This window comes from Finegoldia magna, from assembly GCF_002243175.1.
GTDB classification, from domain to species: Bacteria; Bacillota; Clostridia; order Tissierellales; family Peptoniphilaceae; genus Finegoldia; species Finegoldia magna_J.
Genome location: NZ_NDYF01000016.1, coordinates 1 through 21,089, shown reverse-complemented (window position 1 = coordinate 21,089; position 21,089 = coordinate 1). Strand labels below are relative to the sequence as shown.

Genomic DNA, 21,089 nt, shown 5'->3' with positions numbered 1-21,089 from the left:
GTTTACAAAAAAAAAGCATATGATATAAAATTATATAGATGTTAATAAAATTATTACAAATAAATCTTCGGAGGAGTTTATGGAAGAGATTAGTTTACTAGAACTTATAGAAGGAATAAAAAGAAGAATAAAGTGGATTATTTTATTCATGATTCTCGGAGGGCTTTTAGCTTTTGGTGTTAGCAAATTTTTGATAAGGCCACAATACGAAGCTTCTACAACTATGATAATAGGAAAACCAAAAGAATACGACATTAAGGATGAAAGATCGCAATACAATCAAGTAATGCTAAACCAAAAATTAGTATCTACATACAGCGAAATAATTAAATCAAGAGGTATTGCAGAACAAGTAATCAAAAACCTACAACTTGATTTTGACATTGAAAAATATCAAAGAAAGGTTGAAGTAGAACCAGTAAAAGACACAGAGTTAATATCAGTTAAAGTAAGAGACAACATTCCTCAAAGAGCGATGGATATAGCAAATGAAACAGCAGAGATTTTCCAAAAAGATATCAAAACAATAATGCAAATAGATAATGTAAAGATTTTGGATGAAGCCGTGCTTCCACAAAAGCCATCTTCTCCTAAAATAAAGAGAAATACAGCACTGGGAGCTTTGCTAGGATTATTTATTTCATCATTTATGGCAGTATTCATAGAAATCAATGACACAAGGATAAAATCTGCAGAAGAATTACAAGAAAAATTCAACATACCAGTACTTGGTGTAATACCAGAAATTAAGGAGAAATAGTATGGCGAAAAAACACGCTTATTATAGCAATACATCTATGATTGACGAAGCAATCAGAACATTAAGAACAAATTTGTCATTTTCATCTATAGATAAACAATTACAAAAAATAGTAATAACATCCTCACACCCTAGTGAAGGAAAATCAACAATAGCGTTAAGATTAGCAAGATCAATGGCGAAAAATCACCAAAAAGTATTGTTGATTGATTGCGACCTTAGAAACCCATCAATTGGGAAAATTATGGGAACTCAATTTAATTTGGGATTAACTAATCTTCTAGTAAAAGGATTAGAATTTGATCAAGTGAAGATGAAAGATAGCGAAGAAAGTGACCTAGACATATTAATAACAGGACCGACGCCTCCAAATCCATCAGAGTTACTTGGATCTGAAAGAATGAAGAGAATGCTTGAAAAGTTAGAAACAATATACGATGTCATCATATTAGACACACCTCCTGCAGGAATACTTACAGATGCACAAGTGTTATCGACAATGGCAGATGGAGTTTTACTTGTAGTAGCGCAAGGTGAAACAAAATACGAAGAAATAGACGTAACTCTTCAAAATCTTAAACATGTTGGAGCCAATGTGTTGGGAACAGTGTTGAATAAAGTAGAAGTTAAAAACAAACACAAGTACGGATATGGATACGGCTACGGATACAAATACGGAAGCAGCCAATCCTAATATATAATATAGAAAAAATTGGAGAAGATTATGATAGATATTCACACACATGTATTGTTTGGATTAGATGATGGAGCTCAAAGCCTTGAAGAATCCATGGCAATCATCCACAAATATATAGAAAATGGATATCATGGTGTAGTAGCTACGCCCCATCACTATAATGGTAAGTACTTACCATCAAAAAAAGAAATCGTTGAAAGCAGACAAACTATCTTAAACGAACTCAAAAATCGAAACATAAATTTCGATATTTATCTTGGCAATGAAATATTTCTTGATGAAAACACAATACATGAATTGGAAAATCATGAAGTATTCACATTAGCAGATTCAAAGTATGTTTTAATAGAATTTCCATTCTTGGGGAAAGTTAACTATGCTCCTTCTCTCATATATCAAATTCAATTATCAGGATACATACCTGTACTTGCGCATGTCGAACGATACCAGGTTACAAAAGAAGAATTTGATTTTATTGAAAAAATTTACAAAGCAGGAGCATTGTTTCAAATAAATTTGAGTTCGTTAAAAAACGAAAACAGCCAAGAATATGAAATGGCAAACAAATTGCTTGACAAAAATATGGTCCAAATAGTTGGAACGGATACCCACTCTCCAGAAAGAAGAAACCCAGATGTTAAGAAACAATTGGACTATTTAAAAAACAAAATGGGACAAAACTGGTATAATGAAGTTGTAATAGGAAATCCACAAAAGATAATACACGATGAATTTATTAGAAGAACTGAACTAGTTGATGAAATTCCTAAAATAAAAAAAGAATCATTCTGGAAAAAAATATTAAGAAGGAATAAAAATGAAAAATAAAGTTAAATTTTTGATCATTCTTATGAGCCTAGTTGTAGTTACAACTGGCTGTTACGAACAAGAAACTTACGTTTCTGTGAGAACCCAAAAATCCAAAGATAAAAAAGAGGCTGAGAAAACAGAAAAAGAAGTAGCAGAAAGAATCGAAAAAAATAACGAAGAAAAAACCGAAAATACAGAAAAAACACCAGCTAAGAAAATGGCCACAGTAAACGTGGAATCATTGAATTTAAGAGAACAAGCTGGAGCTGATCAAAGACTATTGGCATCTATTCCTCAAAACACAGAATTAGAAGTATTAGAAGAAAAAGATGTTGATGGAGTCAAGTGGACAAAAGTAAAATACAATGATATGGAAGGATTCGTCCTATCAGAATACATCAATGTAAAAACAGAGGAATAGCATGAAAAACAAAGTATTAGCATCAGTATTAGGAATAATTTCGTTAATAGCAGCAGCACTTTTTTCTTACAACTTATTATCAAACAAATTATTGCCTAGTAAGTATCAAATAATTATAATAGCCGGGTTTGTGTTATTAACATTGTTAGTAGTACTATTAGTATCTAGAAAAAGTATAGTTGCCAAAACTATTGGGATAATACTTTTTTCAATAATCATCGCTACAACAATTACAGGGACTTTTTATATAACAAAATCAATGAAAGCACTTGAAAAAGTTTCCAATACTGAAAGTATTAAACAAACAAAAGTCAAACTATCATTAGTAAAGTTAAAATCATCTAACCTAGAAGAGCTAATCAAAAAAGATGACTTGGTGACACAGGTATATGAAAAAGAAAACAAAACAGATATTAATACATTTGTTGATGAAATAAATGGGAAAATTAATAAAAGTCTAAAAACAACGGAAGTTAATTCATATATGTTAGCAGCAAAAAATCTCATAACAAAAAAAACGGATTTTATCGTTTTAAATGAAGCATATAGGTCTGTAATTAAAGACTTCATACCAGAATTTGATGAATTAACAGAAGTAGTAGGGGATAAAGAATTTACTAGAATTAACAAGCTTTCAAATCAAGCTGAAGACAAAAATTCGTTTAACCTATATATTTCTGGTATAGACACATATGGTCCTATTGAAACAGTATCAAGATCAGATGTTAATTTAATAGTATCAGTAAATCAAAAAACAAGAAAAATTTTGATAACAACTATTCCTAGAGATACTTATGTTCCAATAGCTGGTGGAGGCAACAATCAAAAAGATAAACTAACACACGCTGGAATATATGGTATTGATTCGTCAATCAAAACACTAGAAAATTTCTTGGACACAAAAATTAATTACTACGCAAAAGTTAACTTCAATACATTAATAGAAGTAGTTGATGTGCTAGGCGGTGTAGATGTTGACAACGTGCAAACATTCAGTGCATTTGGATATAATTTTCCAAAAGGAAAAGTTCACTTAGATGGGAAAAAAGCATTAGTATTCTCTAGAGAAAGATATCATTTAGCTGATGGTGACCATGATAGAGGAAGAAATCAAGAAAGAGTATTAAAAGCCATAATAGAAAAAGCTTCCAGACCGGAAAGCTTACTCAAAACATCACTAATACTATCAATAGCTGAAAAATCAGCACAAACCAACATGTCCAAAGATTTTATGGTTCAAATGATAAACAAAGAAATAGATGCACCAAAAGGATATAACATTGAATCACAAGATCTAAAAGGTATAGGCAAAATTGGACTTCCATCTTATGCCATGCCAGGATATAGACTATATATGATGGTAGCAGATGATAGTAGTTTGAAAGAAGTAAAAGACAAGATAGAAAACATATTAAAAAATTAAGTCGGATGGACTAGGGTAAGTCAATAAGACTAAAACCAGAATAATAAAAGGAGAGACATGAAAATTGAATTCTCACCACCAGATATAAGTAATGAAGAAATTAATGAAGTGATAGATGCTTTAAAATCAGGTTGGATTACAACAGGACCAAAAACAAAAAAATTAGAAAAACAAGTTGCAAGTTTTTGCGAAGCAGATGGCGCAGTTTGTTTAAATTCACAAACCGCATGCGCGGAACTAACTTTACGATTGCTAGGCATTGGTGAAGGCGATGAAGTTATTGTTCCGGCATACACATATACTGCTACAGCGTCAGTAGTATGTCACGTAGGTGCTAAGTTAGTTCTTGTTGACTCATATCCAAATAAAACAGAAATGGATTATGATAAATTAGAGAACGCAATAACTGAGAAAACAAAAGCGATAATCCCAGTAGATGTTGCTGGAATACCATGTGATTATGATAGAATCCATCAAATAGTGGAGAAAAAGAGAACTATTTTTAAACCTTGCAATAAGATACAAGAAGCGATTGGAAGAATAGTAATATGCGAAGATGCTGCACATGCATTTGGAGCAAGTTATAAAGACAAGAAGATAGGAAGTGTGTCTGACTTTACATGTTTTAGCTTTCATGCAGTTAAAAATTTTACTACAGCAGAAGGTGGAGCAGTGACTTGGAAATCGATAAATGGAATTAGTGATGAAGACATTTATAAGCAGTATCAATTATTTTCGCTTCATGGACAATCAAAAGATGCGTTATCTAAAATGCAAGTTGGCGCCTGGGAGTATGACGTAATAGGACCGTGGTATAAGTGTAATATGACAGATGTTCTGGCATCAATAGGGATAGCTCAGATGAAGAGGTATCATGATATGTTGTTAAAAAGAGAAGGTCTGATAAAGCTATATAACAATTACCTAAATCAATTAGGAATATTTTACTTAGATCATTATACTGACGACTATCGTTCATCAGGACATTTATATATAACAAGATTGATGAAAGATGATGAAAATAAGAGAAATATAATTATTAAAAAAATGGGAGAACAAGGTATTGCATGTAATGTTCATTATAAACCATTGCCGATGCTAACGGCTTATAAGAAATTAGGTTTTAAAATAGAGGATTATAACAATGCTTATGATTTTTATAAAAACGAGATAACTTTACCTTTACACACTCTTCTTTCTGAAAAAGACGTAGAATATATTATAAATAGTTTAAGAAAATTGTTGTAGGGGGAAATTTTGTTTTATCAAAAAATATTAAAAAGAGTTATTGATTTTTTTGTATCTTTAATTATTTCGCCGATAGTATTAATTGTATGTATTATTTTTGGAATACTTATATATATGGAAGATAAAGGAGATATATTTTACATATCAGAACGACGAGGAATAAATGGAACTGTATTTAAAATGTACAAATTGAGATCAATGAAAATAAATTCACCTGACTTGAGAAATCCTGACGGATCAACCTATAACAGCAAAAAAGATGAAAGATTAACGAAAATAGGGAAAATAATAAGAAAACTATCAATAGATGAGTTGCCTCAAATTTTCAACGTGTTAAAGGGTGAAATGTCTTTCATAGGTCCAAGACCAAGTTTGGTAAGTATGAGATATGATGAATTAGATGAATATAGAAAAAAAAGATTAAATGTTTTGCCTGGAATAACAGGGTACAGTCAAGCGTATTATAGAAATACAATATCGCAATCAGAAAAAATAATAAAAGATTGCTGGTATGTAGATAATATTTCACTCAGTACTGATTTAAAAATTTTAATCAAAACAATTAAAATTGTTCTGTTCAAAACAGGTATTTATAATAGCTAGAGGTTTACTATAAGTATGAAAAAAAAGAGAGTATTAGTATTGGGAGCTTCAATTTTGCAAAAACCTTTAATTGACAAGGTTATTGAAGACGGATATTATTTAGGAATAGTTGATTATAATGAAAATGCAGTCTGTGTTGAACAAGCGGACGAGTTTTTTTGTGTTAGCACGACTGATGAAAAAGGTGTATATGAAGTTGCGAAAAAATTCAAGGCTGATGCAATTGTAACAACCGCTACAGATATGCCGGTTAGATCAATAGCTTATTCATCTGAAAAACTAGGTTTAACTTCAATAAGTTATGAATCCTCTCTTAAGGCTACCGACAAGGCGCTTATGATTCAGTCCTTTGAAAAAGACGGCGTACCACATCCGTGGTACTTTGTTTTAGAAAAGGAGAATAATTATGATTATAATCAATATTCTATAAAGTTTCCATGTGTTATTAAGCCAACAGATAGCTCTGGGAGTAGGGGCGTAAAGCTAGTAGATTCAGTAGACAAACTAAACGATGCTATTATATACAGTAAGGGTTTTAGCAGAAACGGATCAGTAATTGTTGAAGAGTATTTAGTAGGACAAGAAATCAGTATAGAAGTTATGTGTATTGATGGAGTTTCAAATATATTAGCAGTTACCAAAAAGGAAACAACGGGTAGTCCGTATTTTGTTGAGCTTGGACATAGTCAACCAGCAAATATTGAACAGAAATTAATGGATGAGTTGAGCTGCTTAGTAAGTGCTACCTGTGAGTCTATAGGTGTAAAAAACGGTCCGGCTCATATAGAAGTCATGCTTACCAAAGAAGGACCTAAAGTTATAGAAATGGGAGCTAGGATGGGAGGAGACTTCATCACGAGCAATTTAGTACCACTAAGTACAGGAATAGATATGATAGAATTAATGTTAGAAATATCACTGAATGAAAAAGTAGTTTTACCAATTAAAAAACAAAAAGGTTCTGCTATTCGTTATTTTAAAATAAATCCAGGAAAGATAAAAAGTATTACAAGGTTAGACGATGCAAAAAAGCTACCAGGGATAGTAGAAATTGAAATATGTGTAAAAGAAGGAGACAATATTTCAGAAATAAAAAATAGTAGGGACAGAATTGGTCATGTAATAGCAGAGGGAGATAACGAAATTGAAGCTATTGCAAATGCTGAAAGAGCAATTAAGATGATTAAGATAGAGGTTGAAAATGAACAATAAAACTATACTTTTTTTAGGTGCTTCTAATTATTTTCTTGATGCAGCGAAATACGTAAAAGAAAAAGGATATAAATTAATAGCTGTAGACAATCAAGAATTGCCAAAAGCTGTAGTGAAATCAATCGCAGATGAATCTTATTCAATTAGCACAATAGACATCGAAAGAGTTTACGAACTGTGCATTAATAAGAATGTAGATGGTATATATGCTGGAGCAAGCGAAGTTAACATACCAGTAGCAATAGAATTATGTGAAAGATTAGGACTGCCATACTACACAAATAAGAAACAGTGGGAAATGTCTACAAATAAAAGAATATTCAAAGATAAATGTATAGAACATGGAATTAATGTAACAGAGACATTTGATATCGGGGACGATAAGCTAGATGATATGAAGTACTATCCTTTAGTTACCAAACCTGTGGATAACAACGGATCAACAGGAATAAGTATTTGTAAAAACAAGGAACAACTAAAGATAGGCATTGAAAAAGCACTAGATAATTCAAAATCAAAGAACATCTTGATAGAACGATATATTCCATCAGATAGCATAATCATACAATATACAATTCAAGATGGAATAGTGAAATATTGTGGTATGAGTGATAAGAAATCAAAAAAAATAAAAGAAAACGCGGCGCCTGTTATGGCACTACAAGTATTTCCATCCATCTATGAGGCAGAATATTTAGAGAGCACAAATGCGAAAGCTATAAAAATGATAAAAGATCAGGAAATCGAATACGGTGCTATATGGATTGAATCTTTTTATTATGAAAATAAATTTATTTTTAATGAGATAGGATTTAGATATGGAGGATCATTGACTTACTATCCAGTAGAGTATTTTTATGGTATAAATCAGATGAAAATACTTATTAATCATTCGTTATATGGAAATGGACTATATAAGAATTTTGATGATATTACTGAAGTAAATCACGATAAGAACAAATTATATTCAATTTTACCTATACAAATTAAACCTTGTACTATAAAACAAATAAGAGGCATAGATAGATTGCGACAAATACAAGGAGTTCATGAATTTGTTCAATCACACTCAATAGAAGATACTATACCAGCCTCAGGTACTACACTACAGGTGTTTGGATATTTGCATGTTACAGGAAATACAATTGAGGAAATTAATGATACATTTAAAAAGTCGAAAGATGTACTAGATGTAAGAGATGAAAATGATGTAAATATGTTGTTTACAATTTGGGAGATATAATGAAAGATAAATTCCTGTATATATCATCTGAAGATATAAATTCGTTGATAAACAAAAATTATGATTATATATTATCTACCGTTCAAGAAGCGTTATTGTTAACTCAATCTGAAACAGTAATGCAACCGGATAAAACATCTTTAATAATAGATGAAAGAACTCAGAATAGAATTAACTGTCTTCCAGCTACTATTTTAGATAAAAACATTTCAGGGATAAAATGGATATCAGTATTTCCATCTAATAAGAAAAAAGAAATAGATAATGTTGAAGGATTTACTTTGTTGTCTGAAACAGAAACAGGAAAGCTTAAATCAATATTAAACTCAACATTAGTAACTAGTCTAAGAACAGCAGCAGTTGGAGCTATTGCTGCAAAGTATTTAGCAAGAACAAATTCAAAAGTTATAGGATTTATTGGTGCAGGTGAAGAAGCTAAAGCTCACTTTAAATTAATAAAATGTGTCCTTCCAGAGTTAGATACATGCTATTTTTCTTCAAGAACAAAAGCTAAAATTGCAGATCTAATTAATGAATTAGAGAAACTTTATCCAGATGTAAAATTTATTAATTCATCGAATGATTACGAAGAAGCTGCTAGTAACAGCGACATAATAGTTACAGCCATTAGTTCCCAAGAGAATGTCTTGAAGAAAAAATGGATAAAAGAAGGAAGCTTGTACATTCATGTTGCAGGTCTTGAAGATGAGTTTGATGTAGCATTAAGTGCAAATAAGATTATTTGTGATAGTTGGGAATGTGTAAAACATAGGACTCAGACAATTTCACAAATGTATAAACAAGGATTATTACAAGATATCGATATATATGCTGACCTTGTTGACATAATAAATGGAAGGAAAAAAGGTAGAGAAAGCGATAATGAATTTATTTACTTCAATTCTGTAGGCTTAGCTCTTATAGATGTGTATCTAGCAAATAGTTTATATGAATTGGCAGTTGAAAACGATAAAGGAAATTGGATTGTAAAATGAAAAGAAATGATAAAACCGACAATCATACTCAGAAAATTACAGGATATAATAGTTCAAGAGGACTTGAATATATAACTGTTCATTTTAAAAAATATAATTTATTGCAAAAGTATTTTATAGAAGAAAATGTCGGTTTTTTTAAAAAAACTTATATTATTTTAGATTTTATATGGTGTATACTACGATACGGATGTGGAATAAATGATTATTTCCAATATAAATTTTTCTATAGAAGATCATTTGATAGAAAAAAATTTATTGTAGCTCGTAAATGGAAAAAAATTGTGACTGTTTGTAATGGGAAATTAAAAACTAAAGAGTTTGACGATAAGAGCATATTTTATCAAAATTACAGTAAATTTCTTGGAAGAGATTGGATAGATTTAAGCAATGCAACATATGATGAGTTTCATGAGTTTGTAGTTAAATTCCCAGTTTCTATGTATAAAATAAAAGATGGTAGCGGTGGAAATGGAATAGGAATACTAGATTATAACGCAATATTAGATTTGGAGCAAAAGTATTCGGAATTACGTGCCATGAATGTAATTTTAGAAGAATTAATTATACAGAACCAAGAAATGTCAGATTTCAATCCGTCATCAGTAAATACATTAAGAGTTGTTACTATAAATACAGGTAAAACTATTGAAATAATGAACGCTGTATTTAGATGTGGGAATGGAAAAGGATGCACAGATAATTTTCATCATCTAGGACTTGCTGCACTAATAGATATAGATACTGGAATAGTATATACACAAGCAATAGATAAAAAAAATAATAGATATATAATCCATCCTATTTCAAACAAACAAATAGTAGGATTTAAAATCCCATACTGGGAAAATGTGCTTGAAACAGTAAAGTGTGCAGCTGATGTTAATAAAAATATAAGATATGTAGGTTGGGATATAGCTATAAAAAATGATGGAACTATTTGTATCATTGAAGGTAATAGCGCGTCAGATCCAGATGTTGTTCAAATACCTGATCAAATAGGGAAATGGATTAAATACAAAGAAATAATCAATAAAATATAGGAGGTAATTTTATATGAGGATTAGTTTTACTGGTGATATAATGTGTGAGTTGACAACATTAAGAAAGATTAAAAAAAATAACTTTAATTTTAATGGAATGTTTTCAGAAACAAACATCTTTTCAAAAACAGATTACCTTATTGGAAATTTAGAGACAGTCCTTGCTGGTAAAAAACTAAAATATTCTCGTGATATTTACTCGTATAATACTCCTGATACAATAGTAAATGAATTAAAAAAATCCGGATTTAATATGCTTTCAACTGCTAATAATCACTGTTTAGATAGAGGAGCAGAAGGATTAACACGTACTATAGATATACTAAAAAATAATGATATTGAATATATCGGGACAAATAAGTACAATACGGATATGAGATATAGAATAATAGAATTAGAAGGGTTAAAAATAGGATTATTAGCATACACATATGGATCAAATTACAGTATCAATAAACAAAAATTATCAAAAAATGATGAATATATGGTTAATTTCTTTGAAGAACAAGACTGGATAGATGAAAGCAGAAAAGATTTTTACTCAATAGTTAAAGAAAAACTTATTTCAGCAGAAAACAGAGTAAAAATATTAAAGAAATTAAAGAAAACATATAATAGACCAAGAGTGGACAACAAGAAGCTAAAACCATTAGATAATAAATTATTAGAAGATGTGAAATTTCTCAAGAAAAATTCTGATTTTGTAATATTAATGATGCATTCTGGAGGTCAGTTTAATCGAAATCCCGGAATGTATACGTTAGAATTAGTTAAACAACTACAACGAATAGGTGTAGACTTTGTTATTGGTCATCATCCACACGTTGTTCAAAAATGTGAATTTAATAAGAATAAATTTGTAGCATATTCATTAGGAAACTTCTTTTTATCACCAGATACTGTATATTTAATTGATGAAAATTTACCATTATATTCAATCGTTTTACACATAGATATAAATAATAAGACCGACTATGAAATTTCATTTTCTATATCAAAAACAATAAAAGAAAAATCGTTCGAGAAAGTCGCAGATACTTATGATCTTTTCAATTGTGAAAAATCAGATAGAATAAAATTGTTGAATGATTGCAAACAAATATATAGGACATTCACAGGTAAGGATAACTTTCAAATGCAAAAAGAATATAAATTATTAAGGAGTACTAATGATTAAATTAAGCGTCATAGTTGCAGTTTATAATGTTGATAAGTATATTGAAAAGTGCATAAATTCTTTGCTAAGCAGCATGAATGAATTTTCTGAATTAATTCTTGTAGATGATGGAAGCACCGATGAATCATCTGAAATATGTGACAATTATTCAAAATATGAGAATATTAAGGTGATTCATCAGAAGAATTCGGGGGTTTCTGTGGCTAGAAACACAGGTATTGAGAACTCAACAGGAAATTGGATAACTTTTGTAGATGGTGATGATTTTGTTGAAGCAAATTTTATTGAAAAGATAATAGATTGCATAAACGAAAAAGATACAGATATGCTTGTATTCAACTATCGTGCATATATAGATTCTGATAATAATTATGAATGCAGAACCGTTCCTTTTTCAGACAGTAAATATATTACTGAAGAAAAAAATTTGTTTCAGAAGAGAATGATTTCGCAGTACTATAGTGGTGGAGATAATAAAACAATCGTTTCATCAGGAACAACTTGGTGTAAGGTTATAAAAAAGAAGGCTTTACTTGATAATAAAATAAGATTCAAACCAGGTTTAATAAAAGCGCAGGATACTATTTTTTGGCTAAATGCTACAGAAAACATAGAATCAATTTACTATCTAGATATGTGTCTGTATAATTATAGAATATCCATTAATTCAATAAGTTCTGGGAAAAGATTTTTAAGAAATAGTGTAATGGAGTTCAACAATCTTATATCAGAATATTTAAAATTTATAACAGTGATGAATAAAGATAATAGTTTTTATGAAGCATTATATCTTAGATATATACAAGTTATAATGTGGAATATAGATCACAATTTTTTTAATAAAAATAATAGTGCTCAATTGGAAGTCAAAGTAGATTTATTAAAAGATTTAATTAATGTAGAAGAATATGAAACGGCGATAAATAAAGTTGAAGAGAAATTTCTTCCATTTAGACTGAAAATAATGATATATTTCTTAAAAAAGAAAAAATTAAAAACATATTATTATGTTTATAATCTATATAATTATTTATCAAAAATAAAAAATAGGAGAAAATAATACGAATCTCTTGTAAATATCGATAGGAGCTGCCATGAATTTATTAGACATAAGAATCAACAGAAATAAAGTAAAATATTATATATACTATTTCTTTATGTTTTTGATATTTTTAATTCCACCAGCATTTAATGAATTATACCCTGGAACATTATTGGATTCTATAAAGATAGTCTCATATAGCCTATTGGTAATTAATCCAATAATAAGTAAGAAAATTTATAATAAATCATTAAACTTAATTATAGCCTTCAATATTTCGTTAATTGTTGCGACTATAATAAATAAGGGAAATATTAGAGATGGAATCATACATGCATTTATAATTATCTTAATCTGCTATAATATGACGATTATCTTAAAAGATGAACTTAAAAGAGAAGCGTTTTTATATGTTATAAGAGATATTACATTGGTGTTTTTTGTTATAAATATAATTGTTTTATTCATATATCCAAATGGAATACCATCTTTAACATATGATCCATTATTTCCAAATTTTTTATATGGAAATGTAAATTCAACTGTCAAGCACATTGTTGCAGGAATGTGCTGTTCCACAATTATCGACGCAAAAAAACATAAGAACGTCTCCCTTGCATCATTAATTTTCTTATTTGGTATATTTTATCAGGCATTTAAAATATATTTTACAGCAACATCAGTAATAGCTACCATATTTCTAATATTATGGATATACATGATAAAGAAGAATAAAATTAAACTAAAAGAAGTATTTTTACTATTAGTATTCGTAATTTTTATCATGGAAATTCTATTTGTTTTTAGCCCAAGTTTTTCAGAATTAATTTCAAGATTATTTAGGAAAAGTACCAACTTATCAAATAGAACTTTATTATGGGAAAATATAAAGCTATTAATACTGGATAAAATTTTCTTAGGATATGGGGCGTTGGATGACTACACAATAGTAAGGTTAATTGGTAATTTTTATGGTGCTCATAATTATTTTTTGGATATCCAATTTCAGAGAGGGCTAGTAGGATTGTCTATATTGATAATGATAATACTATATCCTATTTTTTCATACAAAGGAAAAAGGAACGTAGTAATAGATATGTTGCTAGGATATAGTATATTTTGCCAACTTATATTCTTATCTGAGCCTATTTATAATAAAGAACAATTCATAATCCCTATTTTTTTCTCATTAATATATTTTATTAATGAGAAAAATAATGATGAGATAATTTTAAATAAAAGATATAGTCGTTAAAAAAGGAAGAATAATGAGAAGCAAGAAAGCATTTTACAATGTTATTTCAAATTTAATATTGCAATTTTTTATATTTGCCTATGGTTTTATATTACCTAAAATTATAATGTCAAACTATGGATCAAATGTTAATGGACTTATTTCATCTATTACACAGTTTTTAGCTTATATTAGTTTACTTGAATCTGGAGTGGGACCAGTGGTAAAGTCTAGATTATATAAACCAATAGCGGATAAAAATACAAAAGAAATTAGAAATATATTGTACGCCACTGAAAAGTTTTTTAAAAAGATAGCATTTATATTTATTGCATATATATTAATACTTTTGCTTTTTTACCCAAAAATGATTAGTCTGAATAATAGTACATTATATGTATCGTCACTGATAATAATAATTTCAGTAAGTATATTCTGTGAGTATTTTTTTGGAATGGTATATTCTATATTTTTACAGGCCAATCAGGAAACATATGTGATTTCGGTTATTCAGATAGGAACATACTTTTTAGCAATAATTATAGCTCTATTTATGGCAAATAAAGAGGTATCGGTGCATATGTTGAAACTTGGAACAAGTCTAATATTTGTTCTAAGACCAATAATCCAAAATTTATATGTAAAGAAAAAATACAATATTAAATTAGCAGATGCTAATAAAGATTATGTATTAAAGGACAAATGGGATGGCCTAGCACAACATATTGCCTATGTAATTCACTCTAATACAGATATAACAATTTTATCTATATTCTCAACTCTTTCAGAAGTTTCTGTATATTCTGTATATATGTTAATAGTAAAAGGTGTTAAAGCTTTAATCTCATCATTCTCATCAGGTCTTGATGCAGCATTTGGAGATATGATAAGCAAAAAAGAAATTGAGAATTTACGAATAAAATTTGAAATGTATGAAATTGTATATTTTATTATATGTTCAATATTATTTTCTTGCTCACTTGTCTTAATTGTACCATTTGTAAAAATATATACTCAAAACATACACGATGCAAATTATATTAGGCCAACATTTGCAATTTTATTAGTAATAAGTGAATTAATATGGTCTGTCAGACTTCCTTATCTTACTTTGGCTTATGCAAATGGAGATTTTCGACAAACTAGAGTGGGAGCTTGGGTTGAGTGTTTGTCAAATATAATTATTTCTTTAATATTAGTTAAAAGATTTGGTATTGTTGGTGTGGCAATTGGAACCATAATTGCAATGGTAATAAGAACAATAGAGTTTATTTATCATTCAAATAGGAGAATTCTAAAGGTTGATTCTTTTAATAGCATGAAAAAAATAATGTTAATGTCATTTATCATTTTAATGGTTTCATTACTGTCTAATTATTTTAATCTTTTTTCTGCTGATAACTATTTAAATTGGATAATAAAAGCCATCGTTGTATTTACGCTAACAACGATAATAACAATAATATTAAACATTATTGCATATAATGAAAAAGCAATAAAAATATTTAAATTAGCTTCATCTATAATATTAAGAAAGCTAAAGTAATAATTGTAGTAAAGGATATAATATCATCGGAGGTAAAATGAAACTATTTAAAGTCAAGTATTATATTAAAAGGCTAGGAATTATTGGAGTTTTAAAAAGAATTTTAAATAAATTAGGAATAATTGAATTTGATATATATGAATATATATATCAAAGGTATTATTCTAAGCTAAAAAAACAAGACTATGAAGATGAGCTAATAGAATGGTATAAGTTCAATACAGAAGAGAATAAGAATCCATTGGTTAATCCACAGACTTTTAATGAAAAAATTCAATGGTTAAAAATATTTGATAATTCATCATTAAAGACAAAATGTGCAGATAAATATACTGTAAGAGAATATATAATTAAAAAAATTGGAAAAGAGTACCTTGTACCTCTATATGGATATTGGAATACATTTGACGAAATTGAATTTTGTAATCTTCCAGATAGAATGATATTTAAGTCTACGACAGGATCAGCAAGATATAAAATAATACACAATAAAGAAGATATAAATTATCCAGAATTAAAAAAATCTATGGATACTTGGAGAAGATTGCCTTTTGGATATGCTGGAATGGAAATTCATTATATCGATATTGAAAGAAAAATAATATGTGAGAAACTTCTAGATATGGATGGACCAAGCTTAGCAGATTATAAAATCCATTGTTTCAATGGTAAACCGCTAATCATTGAATATTTATCAGATAGAATTGGACATAATGTTTTAGAGTCATGGTACAATACAAGTTGGAGTAGATTGAATATTACAATGGATTCATCTACATATAGAAATCATCCAAATGAAATTGAAAGACCGAAACAACTTGATAAGATGTTGGAAATAGCAGAAATATTAGCAGAAGACTTTATATATGTTAGAGTAGATTTATATCAAATTAATGGAAAGATATTTTTTGGAGAACTAACATTTACGCCATGTAATGGCATAGATAAGTGGAAAGGTAACGAATCTCAAATTTATGTAGGTGATCTATTAAGATTACCATACGAGGAATACTTGGATGATGAAAGAATAAATAAAATAATAGAGGGACTAAAGGAATAGTGAATTTTTAGATCATATCAGAATATTACAAGAAGACTTAGTTAACTGTGTAATTTTGGCAAAAGATTATAATTTTGAGGAACATAGAGAATTAGTAGGTATGCAACAGGGTGATGTTCCTATAACATATGCTGATTGTAGTGAATTAGAAAATGAATTTAATTTTAGACCAACGACAAATATCAGAGAAGGTCTAAGAAATTTCGCGGTATGGTATAAGGAATTTTATAGAAAATAAAAATATAAATATAAATTTGAAAGGGTGATATTATGAAAATTACAGTAGCGGGTGTAGGTTATGTAGGGTTATCATTATCGGTTCTGCTAGCACAAAATCATGAAATAACAGCAATTACGACAACAGAATCAAAGGCAGAAAAGTTAAATAAATTTATAAGTCCTATTCAAGACGATGAGATTGAACGTTTTTTTAAAGAGGTGAAAGAAGGCAGCCGTAATTTAAATCTGAGGACAACTACAGATAAAAAAGAAGCATATTCTTCAGCAGAGTTAGTTATTATAGCAACACCAACAAACTATGATGATAAAGGTAATTTTTTTGACACATCTGCTGTAGAAGATGCAATTGAACAAACATTAAAATATAATCCAGATGTTTTAATGGTAATAAAATCCACAATTCCAGTTGGATATACGGAAACGATAAAAAAGAAATATAATACTTCAAATATAATATTTAGTCCAGAATTTTTGAGGGAATCAAAAGCTCTTTATGACAATCTTCACCCAAGTAGAATTGTAGTTGGTGCTGAAGAAAATCAAACTGATCAAGCTAGGACATTTGCTAATTTATTATTAGAAGGAGCTCGTACTGAAGAAAAGCGCAGAGGAGTAAAAGAACAAGAAATACCTATTCTTATTGCACCTCCAACTGAATCCGAAGCTATAAAACTATTTGCTAACACTTATCTAGCAGTTAGAGTTGCGTACTTTAATGAGTTAGATACGTATGCACAAGTTAAAGTATTAGATACAGATAAGATTATTAAAGGAGTTTGTATGGATCCTAGAATAGGATCGCATTATAATAATCCTAGTTTTGGATATGGTGGATACTGTCTTCCTAAAGATACAAAACAGCTTTTAGCAAATTATAAAGATGTTCCTCAAAACATGATAGAAGCAGTAGTAAAATCAAATACAACAAGAAAAGATTTTATAGCTGATCATATAATTGAAAAGGAACCTAATGTTGTTGGAGTTTATAGATTAACGATGAAGTCAAATTCAGATAATTTTAGAGCTTCAGCGATTCAAGATATAATAAAACGAATTAAAGCAAAAGGAATACCAGTGATAATTTATGAACCTACACTTGATGATGGTGATGAATTTTTTAATAGTTTAGTAGTAAATGATATCGACAAATTTAAGAAAGAATCAGATGTAATATTAGCTAATAGATTTGACGAAGAACTTCTTGAAGATGTAAGAGATAAAGTGTATACGAGAGATCTGTATAGAAGAGATTAATATAAAGTCATAAAACATTCGAGTGTATCTTACCAGAGATTAGAACATAGGTAAAAAATATATAAGGCTAGTAACATATATTGGATTTAGAGCATTTAACATTGTATGCCTTGTATTCATATTGATAAAATGTCAATAAAAATAATATATACTAGTTAATAGGGAGAATACCCTTCATTTGTCTTTTGGTTAATTACGCTTATAGGGTATTCTCTTTTATTATTTTCAACGTTACAAGGGAAAATATATTTCAACAAAGCAATAAAACCAGTAAATCGGATTTAAGGGGGCTGTACTGCCCTCTTAAATCCGATTTTTAAATGTCCAATTTTGAGGTGTAGTCATCAATTAACAGTCGTGACAGTTTTGCTTTTTGAATTTTGTCTTCAATATTTTTCTTGGATTCCGAGATTGTAATGCTTTTGAAATTGGTAAGTATAATTTTCCCTGTTTGGATTTCTTGGATGGAATCTATGTTGAATATTCCATAGCTTCCGTCATTTTTCAATATTGTTTTTCTTACTTTGATTATGCAGTATGTTACGTTTTTTAAGCATATAGGAGGATTTTTTGTTATATTCAATGTTTTCTTGATTATTTTTCTTGTTTCTGTCAAATCAATTAGTTCGCTTTTTGCAATTTTTTGATGCAACAGTCCAATGAATAATACTTAGTAGTGGTGATATCATTAAAATAAAGTTTTACTGCATTGCCGATATTGTCTACGTATATCGGAATTATCGCGTGTATTATATTCATGTGTGCTGCTTTTATTTTATGATAATTTTATCATAACAGAACGTACGTTCTATTTCGAGCGTATTAAAATTTTATTTATATTGAATTAGTTAAAATTCAAATGAATTTAGGTACATTTCCATCAAAATTATAACCAATTCATATTTACTACAGGTAAATTCTGGGTTTTTACTCTTATTCTCGATTAATAAATTCATTCATACGAATGTAGAATTGAGAAAAAGGAGCTGAGAATTATGAACTACGAAATGATAGATTATATTGTAAATAATAAAATCACAGATGATGTTAGAATCTATAAGGCATTTGAACCTTTGATTATATCAAGCATTAAGAACTACTATGATAGGGCCGATATATTTAATGAGTTGATTGACGAAGGAAAAACTGAAATAATGTATGCGATAATGGAATATAATTAGAATAAGAAAGTTCCATTCAACGCTTATCTGAAATCAAGACTTAGGTTTTATTATTTGAAGAAGAATCCCAGAAAAAGTATTGAATCACTGAATTATCAAAAAGAAGATGGGGAAGAAATTATGAATCTTATTGAATCTGGAGAGAATATCGAACAGGACTTTGAGGATAGATTAGAAATCAAAAACTTGTACGAAAAAGTCAGGAAATTGCCAGAGAAACAACAGAAGATTATATATGAAAATTATCTCAGAGAAAAACCAGCCAAGCAAATATGCAAGGAGTTGAATATGAAGCAATCTACATTCTATAATACTAGAAGTAAAGCTTTGAAGAATTTGCGAAAAATGTATTTATATTATGGTATGAAATAGATTGTATAAATCCTATTGCTAGAAAACATACTACAGAAATTTCAAGATAGAGGGAAATTATGAAATAGTGTCGAGAAAGGAGAAAAACTCACAGATTGTAGGGAAAATAGAAATTACACTGCCTAAAGAACTAAACCAAGAAAAACATATATAACTTGTAAAGGATTCTATGTAAAAGAAAATTTTGTGAAAGTCGTATGTGTGGATATTGCTTTACATGATAAAAATAACAGAACCTTTACACGCACATATTTTACTTACTATATGATAATTAAATGAAGATACAACATGGATGGGAGTAAAACTGAAAAATAATATATCCTTGGCAAAAATGCCTAGAAATTAAAATTAAAAACAGCAATTACAAAATACGAAAAAATAATATCACAGCTGGAATAAATAAGACAAAGCAGGGCGTTGGTGAAAATATGAACAGATATACAAGCAAATATCTTGAAGAAGGCGGCATAAAGGGAAAAGTTGATCATCGATACTATTAGAGACTGGTAATAGAATAAGTACTACTTATTCATTTAGGAATATCGGTAACACAAATGTAGAAGAGAAATATTGTAAAGGTAATGTAGATGTAAATCGTGAAATCAAATATCAAAATGTAGATCAGAAGTAACAGTCTTTAAAAAAGAGGGAAATAGGATTTACAATTAAATATTAAATATACGAGAAAAAATGGAATAAACTGAAACTATTAGAAATTATAGTATGAAAACAGAGAACTAAAACAGATAAAAAATAAGAGTTAGCCCTGTGAAATTGTGCTAAAATATGGTATAATACAAAAAATATTGATTAAAACAAATCGAATTTGTGGAGAAAGATAAAGATGGGTATTTTTATTGAAAAAGGTATAAATGAAACTAATGGTAATTTATTATTATCGTGGTCAAACGAAAAAGGTGAAAAATTTCAAGAACAATGGATGGGACCACAAATATCATATCCATTAAGCTTAAAAAAATTAAAAGATTTAGAGAACTTATTTTCAATAATGAATGAAGAAGAATTCATAGGTGTTATACAGCAAGTAAAAAAAGAAGATAATAATATCCATATTGGGAGGTTTATAATTGCTCCAACTAAAGTAGGCCTAGGATTAGGGAAAGAGTCACTAAATAAATTTATTGATTATTGTTTTACAATTGAAAATGCTAGCAGTGTTTCTCTAACTGTGTATGATTCTAATAAAAACGCTAAAGCACTATATGAAAAGTTAGGTTTTGAAATAATAGAAACAATACAGCATCCAAGATTAAAATATGTAATGAAGAAATATAAACATGCTTAATAGCATAAATCCAAGTTTGTAAGGCTCAAAATTAAATAAACAGCTATAACATAGCAATTCGAGAAACAGTAAATCAAAAAGGTTTACTGTTTTTATTGTACACTTAAGTGTGTTGAGCGAACGAAGTGAGCGAAATAAAAAACCACCTGCTATGCAGGTGGAAGACATTAGCTTTAGCTTCAAGCAAAATACAACCTCCTATGATAAAATAGTTACGCCTGA

Annotated in this window: 20 protein-coding genes and 1 pseudogene; 20 read left to right on the top strand and 1 reads right to left on the bottom strand. The window is 29.0% G+C overall.

Features of this window, described 5'->3' with window-relative positions; all coding sequences use genetic code 11:
- Window positions 1-79 precede the first annotated feature (79 nt).
- The 17 genes from B9N53_RS07365 (at window position 80) to B9N53_RS07280 (ending at window position 18,008) form a co-directional block, all read left to right on the top strand.
- Entirely contained in the window at window positions 80-760 is a 681-nt protein-coding gene (locus B9N53_RS07365; protein WP_094204355.1) for a YveK family protein, read from the top strand.
- A gap of 1 nt (window position 761) precedes the next feature.
- Window positions 762-1,454 (top strand): CpsD/CapB family tyrosine-protein kinase, encoded by a 693-nt coding sequence (locus tag B9N53_RS07360; protein ID WP_094204354.1) that lies wholly within the window; start codon window positions 762-764, stop codon window positions 1,452-1,454.
- Window positions 1,455-1,484: 30 nt separating this feature from the next.
- Window positions 1,485-2,285: a tyrosine-protein phosphatase gene (locus B9N53_RS07355; protein WP_094204353.1), complete on the top strand. Its 801-nt coding sequence runs from the start codon at window positions 1,485-1,487 to the stop codon at window positions 2,283-2,285.
- The gene (locus tag B9N53_RS07350) at window positions 2,275-2,688 is read left to right on the top strand and encodes an SH3 domain-containing protein (RefSeq protein WP_094204352.1); all 414 of its coding nucleotides are present in this window, start codon (window positions 2,275-2,277) and stop codon (window positions 2,686-2,688) included. Before B9N53_RS07355 ends, B9N53_RS07350 begins: the two co-directional genes overlap by 11 nt.
- A 1-nt stretch (window position 2,689) precedes the next feature.
- The gene (locus B9N53_RS07345) at window positions 2,690-4,111 is read left to right on the top strand and encodes an LCP family protein (protein ID WP_094204351.1); all 1,422 of its coding nucleotides are present in this window, start codon (window positions 2,690-2,692) and stop codon (window positions 4,109-4,111) included.
- A 57-nt stretch (window positions 4,112-4,168) separates the two neighbouring features.
- The gene (locus tag B9N53_RS07340) at window positions 4,169-5,359 is read left to right on the top strand and encodes a DegT/DnrJ/EryC1/StrS family aminotransferase (protein ID WP_094204350.1); all 1,191 of its coding nucleotides are present in this window, start codon (window positions 4,169-4,171) and stop codon (window positions 5,357-5,359) included.
- 9 nt (window positions 5,360-5,368) lie between these two features.
- Window positions 5,369-5,962 (top strand): sugar transferase, encoded by a 594-nt coding sequence (locus B9N53_RS07335; RefSeq protein ID WP_094204349.1) that lies wholly within the window; start codon window positions 5,369-5,371, stop codon window positions 5,960-5,962.
- 15 nt (window positions 5,963-5,977) lie between these two features.
- Window positions 5,978-7,174, top strand: coding sequence for an ATP-grasp domain-containing protein (locus B9N53_RS07330; protein ID WP_094204348.1), 1,197 nt, complete (start codon window positions 5,978-5,980; stop codon window positions 7,172-7,174).
- Window positions 7,164-8,417 (top strand): ATP-grasp domain-containing protein, encoded by a 1,254-nt coding sequence (locus tag B9N53_RS07325; protein WP_094204347.1) that lies wholly within the window; start codon window positions 7,164-7,166, stop codon window positions 8,415-8,417. Before B9N53_RS07330 ends, B9N53_RS07325 begins: the two co-directional genes overlap by 11 nt.
- On the top strand, window positions 8,417-9,412 hold the full coding sequence (locus B9N53_RS07320; RefSeq protein ID WP_094204346.1) for an ornithine cyclodeaminase family protein: 996 nt from the start codon (window positions 8,417-8,419) through the stop codon (window positions 9,410-9,412). The genes B9N53_RS07325 and B9N53_RS07320 overlap by 1 nt, the downstream gene beginning before the upstream one ends.
- Window positions 9,409-10,455 carry a sugar-transfer associated ATP-grasp domain-containing protein gene (locus B9N53_RS07315; RefSeq protein WP_094204345.1) on the top strand — a complete coding sequence of 349 codons (1,047 nt, stop codon included), beginning with the start codon at window positions 9,409-9,411 and terminating at the stop codon, window positions 10,453-10,455. The genes B9N53_RS07320 and B9N53_RS07315 overlap by 4 nt, the downstream gene beginning before the upstream one ends.
- A 13-nt stretch (window positions 10,456-10,468) precedes the next feature.
- Window positions 10,469-11,632, top strand: coding sequence for a CapA family protein (locus tag B9N53_RS07310; protein ID WP_094204344.1), 1,164 nt, complete (start codon window positions 10,469-10,471; stop codon window positions 11,630-11,632).
- Window positions 11,625-12,692 (top strand): glycosyltransferase, encoded by a 1,068-nt coding sequence (locus B9N53_RS07305; RefSeq protein ID WP_094204343.1) that lies wholly within the window; start codon window positions 11,625-11,627, stop codon window positions 12,690-12,692. Before B9N53_RS07310 ends, B9N53_RS07305 begins: the two co-directional genes overlap by 8 nt.
- A 34-nt stretch (window positions 12,693-12,726) precedes the next feature.
- Window positions 12,727-13,929, top strand: coding sequence for an O-antigen ligase family protein (locus B9N53_RS07300; protein WP_094204342.1), 1,203 nt, complete (start codon window positions 12,727-12,729; stop codon window positions 13,927-13,929).
- Window positions 13,930-13,942: 13 nt separating this feature from the next.
- Entirely contained in the window at window positions 13,943-15,454 is a 1,512-nt protein-coding gene (locus B9N53_RS07295) for a lipopolysaccharide biosynthesis protein (protein ID WP_094204341.1), read from the top strand.
- 37 nt (window positions 15,455-15,491) lie between these two features.
- Window positions 15,492-16,514, top strand: a complete 1,023-nt coding sequence (locus B9N53_RS07290) for an ATP-grasp fold amidoligase family protein (RefSeq protein WP_094204340.1) — start codon at window positions 15,492-15,494, stop codon at window positions 16,512-16,514.
- A gap of 270 nt (window positions 16,515-16,784) precedes the next feature.
- Window positions 16,785-18,008 (top strand): nucleotide sugar dehydrogenase, encoded by a 1,224-nt coding sequence (locus B9N53_RS07280; RefSeq protein WP_094204338.1) that lies wholly within the window; start codon window positions 16,785-16,787, stop codon window positions 18,006-18,008.
- 316 nt (window positions 18,009-18,324) lie between these two features.
- On the opposite strand, the gene B9N53_RS07275 is transcribed toward B9N53_RS07280, so the two are convergent.
- Window positions 18,325-18,660 carry a hypothetical protein gene (locus B9N53_RS07275; RefSeq protein WP_242432445.1) on the bottom strand — a complete coding sequence of 112 codons (336 nt, stop codon included), beginning with the start codon at window positions 18,658-18,660 and terminating at the stop codon, window positions 18,325-18,327.
- 343 nt (window positions 18,661-19,003) lie between these two features.
- Here B9N53_RS07275 and B9N53_RS09425 point away from each other — a divergent pair, with 343 nt between their 5' ends.
- The 3 genes and pseudogenes from B9N53_RS09425 to B9N53_RS07265 all read left to right on the top strand — a co-directional run bounded on the left by B9N53_RS09425 (window position 19,004) and on the right by B9N53_RS07265 (window position 20,867).
- The gene (locus B9N53_RS09425; RefSeq protein WP_242432444.1) at window positions 19,004-19,189 is read left to right on the top strand and encodes a hypothetical protein; all 186 of its coding nucleotides are present in this window, start codon (window positions 19,004-19,006) and stop codon (window positions 19,187-19,189) included.
- Between the two features lie 24 nt (window positions 19,190-19,213).
- A pseudogene (locus tag B9N53_RS09420) lies at window positions 19,214-19,561 on the top strand (sigma-70 family RNA polymerase sigma factor); the annotation flags it as partial.
- Between the two features lie 844 nt (window positions 19,562-20,405).
- Window positions 20,406-20,867 carry a GNAT family N-acetyltransferase gene (locus B9N53_RS07265; protein ID WP_094204337.1) on the top strand — a complete coding sequence of 154 codons (462 nt, stop codon included), beginning with the start codon at window positions 20,406-20,408 and terminating at the stop codon, window positions 20,865-20,867.
- Window positions 20,868-21,089 lie beyond the last annotated feature (222 nt).

Bases quoted from the DNA above. Each gene is read 5' to 3' on its own strand.
- B9N53_RS07365 (WP_094204355.1), top strand. From the start codon at position 80: ATGGAAGAGATTAGTTTACTAGAACTTATAGAAGGAATAAAAAGAAGA.
- B9N53_RS07360 (WP_094204354.1), top strand. From the start codon at position 762: ATGGCGAAAAAACACGCTTATTATAGCAATACATCTATGATTGACGAA.
- B9N53_RS07355 (WP_094204353.1), top strand. From the start codon at position 1,485: ATGATAGATATTCACACACATGTATTGTTTGGATTAGATGATGGAGCT.
- B9N53_RS07350 (WP_094204352.1), top strand. From the start codon at position 2,275: ATGAAAAATAAAGTTAAATTTTTGATCATTCTTATGAGCCTAGTTGTA.
- B9N53_RS07345 (WP_094204351.1), top strand. From the start codon at position 2,690: ATGAAAAACAAAGTATTAGCATCAGTATTAGGAATAATTTCGTTAATA.
- B9N53_RS07340 (WP_094204350.1), top strand. From the start codon at position 4,169: ATGAAAATTGAATTCTCACCACCAGATATAAGTAATGAAGAAATTAAT.
- B9N53_RS07330 (WP_094204348.1), top strand. From the start codon at position 5,978: ATGAAAAAAAAGAGAGTATTAGTATTGGGAGCTTCAATTTTGCAAAAA.
- B9N53_RS07325 (WP_094204347.1), top strand. From the start codon at position 7,164: ATGAACAATAAAACTATACTTTTTTTAGGTGCTTCTAATTATTTTCTT.
- B9N53_RS07320 (WP_094204346.1), top strand. From the start codon at position 8,417: ATGAAAGATAAATTCCTGTATATATCATCTGAAGATATAAATTCGTTG.
- B9N53_RS07315 (WP_094204345.1), top strand. From the start codon at position 9,409: ATGAAAAGAAATGATAAAACCGACAATCATACTCAGAAAATTACAGGA.
- B9N53_RS07310 (WP_094204344.1), top strand. From the start codon at position 10,469: ATGAGGATTAGTTTTACTGGTGATATAATGTGTGAGTTGACAACATTA.
- B9N53_RS07305 (WP_094204343.1), top strand. From the start codon at position 11,625: ATGATTAAATTAAGCGTCATAGTTGCAGTTTATAATGTTGATAAGTAT.
- B9N53_RS07300 (WP_094204342.1), top strand. From the start codon at position 12,727: ATGAATTTATTAGACATAAGAATCAACAGAAATAAAGTAAAATATTAT.
- B9N53_RS07295 (WP_094204341.1), top strand. From the start codon at position 13,943: ATGAGAAGCAAGAAAGCATTTTACAATGTTATTTCAAATTTAATATTG.
- B9N53_RS07290 (WP_094204340.1), top strand. From the start codon at position 15,492: ATGAAACTATTTAAAGTCAAGTATTATATTAAAAGGCTAGGAATTATT.
- B9N53_RS07280 (WP_094204338.1), top strand. From the start codon at position 16,785: ATGAAAATTACAGTAGCGGGTGTAGGTTATGTAGGGTTATCATTATCG.
- B9N53_RS09425 (WP_242432444.1), top strand. From the start codon at position 19,004: ATGAACTACGAAATGATAGATTATATTGTAAATAATAAAATCACAGAT.
- B9N53_RS07265 (WP_094204337.1), top strand. From the start codon at position 20,406: ATGGGTATTTTTATTGAAAAAGGTATAAATGAAACTAATGGTAATTTA.